The organism is Mesorhizobium prunaredense, from assembly GCF_900156895.1.
Taxonomy (GTDB): Bacteria; Pseudomonadota; Alphaproteobacteria; order Rhizobiales; family Rhizobiaceae; genus Mesorhizobium; species Mesorhizobium prunaredense.
The window spans coordinates 1-1052 of sequence record NZ_FTPD01000037.1; the positions used below are offsets into that span (position 1 = coordinate 1).

At 60.9% G+C, this 1052-nt stretch carries 1 protein-coding gene; it reads right to left on the reverse strand.

The window, feature by feature from the left end; genetic code table 11:
* Positions 1-13: 13 nt before the first annotated feature.
* Positions 14-960, reverse strand: a protein-coding gene (locus tag BQ8794_RS23605; RefSeq protein ID WP_143744659.1) for an IS630 family transposase whose coding sequence is annotated in 2 segments (ribosomal slippage) — positions 14-619 and positions 622-960 — 945 coding nt in all. Because the reading frame shifts where the segments join, the coding sequence is not laid out codon by codon here.
* Positions 961-1052: the final 92 nt, after the last annotated feature.

A 1052-nucleotide genomic window follows, 5' to 3' on the forward strand; every position in this document is an offset into this window, starting at 1 on the left:
GAGCGGGATGAATTTAGGTTGGCGCATAGCCGGCCTCGATGAAGTAATTTCTGCATTCGGTTGAAGTGACAGTGCCGAGGATTTGGCCGATGGCGTCACAGACGGTCTCGACCGTTCGCTTGGCAGCCTTGCGCAGCCAATGCTTGAGCTTGGCGAAGAATTTCTCAATAGGGTTGAGGTCGGGGGAGTATTTGGGCAGCAAGAACAGCCTGGCGCCGGCCGAGCGGATGGCACGGCGCACGGCCTTGCCCTTGTGCGAACCGAGATTGTCCATGATGACGATGTCACCGGGCTTGAGGGTTGGGACGAGAACCGCATCGACATAGAGCTGGAAACGCTCGCCGTTGATCGGTCCGTCGATCAGCCATGGTGCATCGACACGGTCGTGGCGCAGTGCCGCCAAGAAGGTCATGGTCTTCCAATGACCGTGCGGCACCTTGGCCTTGATCCTCTCGCCGCGCGGCGCCCATCCTCTGAGCGGCGCCATATTGGTCTTGGTCCAGGTCTCGTCGATGAACACCAGGCGGGAAGGATCGATGCGGTCCTGATACTTTACCCACTGTGCCCGCCGGCGCGCCACATCCGGGCGATCCTGCTCACTGGCGATCAGCGTCTTTTTTTGTGACTGAGCTTCTCGGCGTGAACGAACTCCCACACCGAGCGGTAATCGACCTTCAGGCCGTGATCGCCAAGCTCGGCCACAAGACCGCGCAGTGTGAACTCCGCCGCCCGGCAGCGCCGCAGCAGCCACTCCCGATGCTCTCCGGCAATCTTCTTCGGTCTGTGCCCACCCATCTTGCCGGGTGTCAGCTTGTTCGTCTCGCGCAAGCGGCGCACCCATCGGATGACCGTGCTGATTCCAACCCCGTAGCGCTCTGCCGCCTGACGTCGCGACAGGCCCTCCTGCTCAACCGACGCTACCACCCGCGTGCGAAGATCCATCGAGTAAGGCTTGCCCATCCATGCTGGCCTCCTGACCCAGCCAGCAGGTTGAATCAGATTTGCTCGCCTTCGGGAATCCCCTTTCGATTCAGACTCAATTCATCCCGCTC